This is a genomic window from Dietzia sp. E1, assembly GCF_014145015.1.
GTDB lineage: Bacteria > Actinomycetota > Actinomycetes > Mycobacteriales > Mycobacteriaceae > Dietzia > Dietzia cinnamea_A.
In genome coordinates, this window is the sequence record NZ_JAALDU010000211.1 from 1 (window position 1) to 3834 (window position 3834).

The 3834-nt window shown below is 70.8% G+C and carries 4 protein-coding genes; 1 reads left to right on the forward strand and 3 read right to left on the reverse strand.

The features are described 5' to 3' along the window. Positions 1–2: 2 nt before the first annotated feature. Together G6030_RS08110 and G6030_RS08115 are read right to left on the reverse strand one after the other, a co-directional pair. A complete protein-coding gene (locus G6030_RS08110; RefSeq protein WP_182642776.1) occupies positions 3–740 on the reverse strand; it encodes an aspartate/glutamate racemase family protein in 738 nt (245 codons plus the stop codon). Between the two features lie 14 nt (positions 741–754). After that, positions 755–1519 carry a GntR family transcriptional regulator gene (locus G6030_RS08115; RefSeq protein WP_131885357.1) on the reverse strand — a complete coding sequence of 255 codons (765 nt, stop codon included), beginning with the start codon at positions 1517–1519 and terminating at the stop codon, positions 755–757. Between the two features lie 166 nt (positions 1520–1685). On the opposite strand from G6030_RS08115, the gene G6030_RS08120 reads away from it, so the two are divergent. Next, positions 1686–3251, forward strand: coding sequence for an NCS1 family nucleobase:cation symporter-1 (locus G6030_RS08120; protein WP_182642774.1), 1566 nt, complete (start codon positions 1686–1688; stop codon positions 3249–3251). A gap of 94 nt (positions 3252–3345) precedes the next feature. Here the strand turns inward: G6030_RS08120 and G6030_RS08125 are convergent, their stop codons facing one another. Next, the gene (locus tag G6030_RS08125) at positions 3346–3633 is read right to left on the reverse strand and encodes a metalloregulator ArsR/SmtB family transcription factor (RefSeq protein WP_182642775.1); all 288 of its coding nucleotides are present in this window, start codon (positions 3631–3633) and stop codon (positions 3346–3348) included. Positions 3634–3834 lie beyond the last annotated feature (201 nt).

The window sequence follows — 3834 nt, forward strand, 5'->3', positions numbered from 1 at the left end:
GGTCATGCGCGGACCTCCGTCGGCGCGCCCGACGGGAACGTCACCCGCTTGGGCAGAGGCCGCGCGAACGTCCGCACGCGGGAGGTCCCCAGGCCCAGTCGGACCAGCGACTCGGCGTGCGCCACGGCGGCCGCGACCCCGTCGACCACCGGGACCGACAGTTCGTCGGCGATGCGCTCGGCCAGGCCCGCCATGCCGCCGCAGCCCAGGCAGATCACCTCGGCGCGGTCGTGCTCGAGCAGCAGCCGGGCCTGATCGACGATCGGGTCCAGGCTGCCCGCCGGATCGTCCTCGAGCGCCAGGACGGGGACGTCGGCGGCCCGGATGCCCGCGCACCGGGCGAGCAGGCCGGCGGTGAGCAGGCGGTCGTGGATCAGCGGGACGGTGCGGTCGAGGGTGGTGACCACGCCGTAGCGGTGGCCGAGCAGCATGGCCGTCATCGCTGAGGCCTCGGTGATGTCGACGACCGGCGCCGGGCAGATCTCCTGCAGCGCCTCGCGGCCGTGGTCGCCGTAGCCGGCCAGCACCACGCCGTCGTACGGCTGGTCGTACCGGGCGACGCGCTCGCACACGGCCACCGCGGCGAGGTGGGATTCGTAGTTCCCCTCCACCGAGGCCGGCCCGTAGTCGGGGGTGAGCGGCACGATCTCGGTGCCCGGCGACGCCGCGGCTCGGGCGGCCCGGGCGATCTCGGCCGTCATGGCCTCGGAGGTGTTGACGTTGACCACGAGCAGTCTCAAGGTGTCCACGGCGATCACCGGCCCGCGAAGTGGGGATGGGAGGGCAGCGCGGACATGGCCCGGCGTCGCTCCCGCTCGATGTGCACGATCGCGCACGAGCCCGCGAGCTCGGCGTTGCCGGTCGTGACGGCCTCCACCAGGAGGACGTGCTCCTCGTGCCGGCTCTCGCGGTCGTGGTGCTGGCTCACGCCGTTGAGCCGGTCGGTGCGGTCGGCGAGCGGCGCCATCACCCGCTCGAGCAGCGGGTTGCCGGCCAGAGCCACGATCTCGGCGTGGAGCAGCCCGTTGCAGCACATGAAGTGGCGGTGGGCGTCGCCGGTGGCCTCGCCGTCCAGCGCGGACCGGGCGTCGGCGAGCAGAGCCAGCAGCGCCGCGGGATCCGCGCCCTCGGCGACCCGGGCCGCGGCGAGCCGGGCGACCGTCGCCTCGATGGGTCCGCGCAGCTCGAAGAGTTCGTCGAGGTCGTCGAACGACACGTGGGTGACAACAGCCGGACGGCGTGGCTCGATCCGCACGAACCCGCCGGCCTCCAGGCGGGGCAGGGCCTCTCGGACGGGCACGCGCGAGACCTCCAGCCGCTCGGCGAGGTCGCGCTCGCGCAGCGGCGTCCCCGCGTCGATGCGCGCCTCGATGATGTCGGCGCGCAGTCGGGCGTAGACGCGATCGACCAGGTTGACCTCGGCCGATGTGTCGGATCCCGCGGACGAGGGCTCGGCCGCGGCGGCCACGCTGCCGGTGGGATTAACGGGTTCTTTACCTGACGCTGACGGGTCGGTCATCACGCACGCTCACTCTCGGTCATGGCATTCAGGTATACCAATCGATCGTTACGGCGATGTATCGGCGAGAATTCCCCGGGCTCGGCGGCTCGATCGGACCGACGGGTATACCCCCCACCGCCACCGTGCGCGCTCGCCTCCCGCGGGCCCTACTCCGGAGGAACCCATGACCATCGCCCCCGACACCCCGCCCCAGGCGGCAGGTGTGACCGCCGCGCCGAGCTCGCCGCCGGCGCCCGCGTCGCCGTACGGCTCCTACGACCCCCTCCTGGTCAACGAGGAGCTGGCGCCGCTGAAGCAGCAGCGGTGGAAGGCGTACAACATCTTCGCGTTCTGGATGTCGGACGTGCACTCGGTCGGCGGCTATGTCACCGCCACGTCGTTGTTCGCCATGGGTCTGGCCTCGTGGCAGGTGTTCGTGGCGATCGTCATCGCGATCCTGTTCGTGAACCTGGCCGTCAATCTCATCGCCAAACCGAGTCAGGTCACCAGCGTCCCGTTCCCGGTGATCTGCCGCGCGGCGTTCGGCATCAAGGGCGCCAACATCCCCGCTCTCATCCGAGGCGTCATCGCCGTGGTCTGGTACGGCATCCAGACGTTCCTCGCCTCGCAGGTGCTGGTCATGCTCATCCTCAAGCTGTGGCCGTCGATGGCCGAGTACGCCGATGAATCCCAGCACTCGTTCCTGGGCCTTCACCCGGTGGGGTATCTCGCGTTCTTCATCATGTGGGGCCTGCAGATCGTGGTGTTCTGGCGCGGCATGGCGGCCATCCGCCGCTTCATCGACGTGGCCGGGCCCGCCGTCTACGTGGTGATGTTCGCGCTGGCCGGCTACCTGGTGGTCAAGGCCGGCGGCTTCGGCGCCCTGGACTTCTCGCTCGGCAGCGAGCCGCTCACCGGCGGCCAGGCGGTGTTCGCCTTCTTCGCCGCGATCGCGATCATGGTGTCCTACTTCTCCGGCCCCAGCCTGAACTTCGGCGACATCTCCCGCTACGGCGAGTCGTACGCGGCCGTCAAGCGGGGCAACTTCCTGGGCCTGCCGGTCAACATCCTGTTCTTCTCGGCCCTGGTCGTGGTGACCGCCGCCGCGACGCTGCCGGTCTACGGGCAGATCATCACCGACCCCGTCCAGACGATCGAGGCCATCGACAGCACCACGGCCGTCGTCCTCGGCGCGCTCACGGTGATCGTCGCGACCATCGGCATCAACATCGTGGCCAACTTCATCGCCCCGGCCTTCGACTTCTCGCAGGTCGCCCCCACCAGGATCAGCTGGCGCACGGGCGGCATGATCGCCGCCGTCGGCTCACTCCTGCTCACGCCGTGGAACCTGTACGACTCCGCCGACGTCATCAAGTACACGCTCGGCATCCTGGCCTGCTTCATCGGCCCGCTGTTCGGCGTGCTGATCACCTTTTACTACTACGCCGCAAAACAGCGGGTGAAGGTCGACGACCTCTACTCCTCCGCGCCCACCGGGAAGTACTGGTACACCGGCGGCTTCAACACCAACGCGGTGGCGGCCACCGTGATCGGCGCCGCCGTCGGCATGTGCTTCGTGCTGATCCCCGCGATGGGCCACCTCGGCGACTTCTCGTGGTTCGTCTCCTGCGGCGTGGGCGCCCTGGCGTTCTACCTCCTCGAGCGCTCGCGGCCGCAGACCGCGCCCCTGCCCACCGACGCCGAGCTCGAGCCCAACGTCCGCGTCGACGGTGGCGTGGCGCACGGCTGAACCGGCCCCACACCAGGACCCGCATCGCGACCCCACAACGCAGCCCCTGCCGGAGGACGTCTCTCCGGCGGGGGCCGCGCCCGTGTCCGGGTGCTCAGTCGTGCCGCGCGCCCATGAGGTGCAGAATCCGGTGCACGGTGTCGTCGACGAGGGTGTAGCGCACGATCCGGCCGTCGGTCTCGTCCCGGGTCGCGGACACCCAACCCTGCTCCCGCAGGATCCGCAGCGCCTGGGACGCCGCGTTGCGGGTGATACCCACCGCCTCCGCCAGGTCGGACACCGTCGCGACGACCGGCCCGGCGTGGTGCATGTGCGCGAGGAGCCCGAGCCGGGTGGGGTCGGCGAGGAGGTCGAACCGCGCGGCCCAGTCGTCGACGTCCATCGGTTCCTCCGTAACAGCGGCGACACATTCCGCCTCTACGCTCCCCGCAGTATGTGTCCGCGCGGACACGTATCTCTAGCAGGCAGGAGCTCCTCTTGAGACCGTTCTACGCTGCCGCCGGCGCCGCCGTCGCACTGGCCGTGCTCGCGTCGGGCTGCGCGATGCCCACGGCCGGCGGGGCGGGTGGGCCGGGCAGCACGG

Coding starts and splice junctions, on each gene's coding strand:
- G6030_RS08115 (WP_131885357.1), bottom strand. CDS start 1,519: ATGACCGACCCGTCAGCGTCAGGTAAAGAACCCGTTAATCCCACCGGC.
- G6030_RS08120 (WP_182642774.1), top strand. CDS start 1,686: ATGACCATCGCCCCCGACACCCCGCCCCAGGCGGCAGGTGTGACCGCC.
- G6030_RS08125 (WP_182642775.1), bottom strand. CDS start 3,633: ATGGACGTCGACGACTGGGCCGCGCGGTTCGACCTCCTCGCCGACCCC.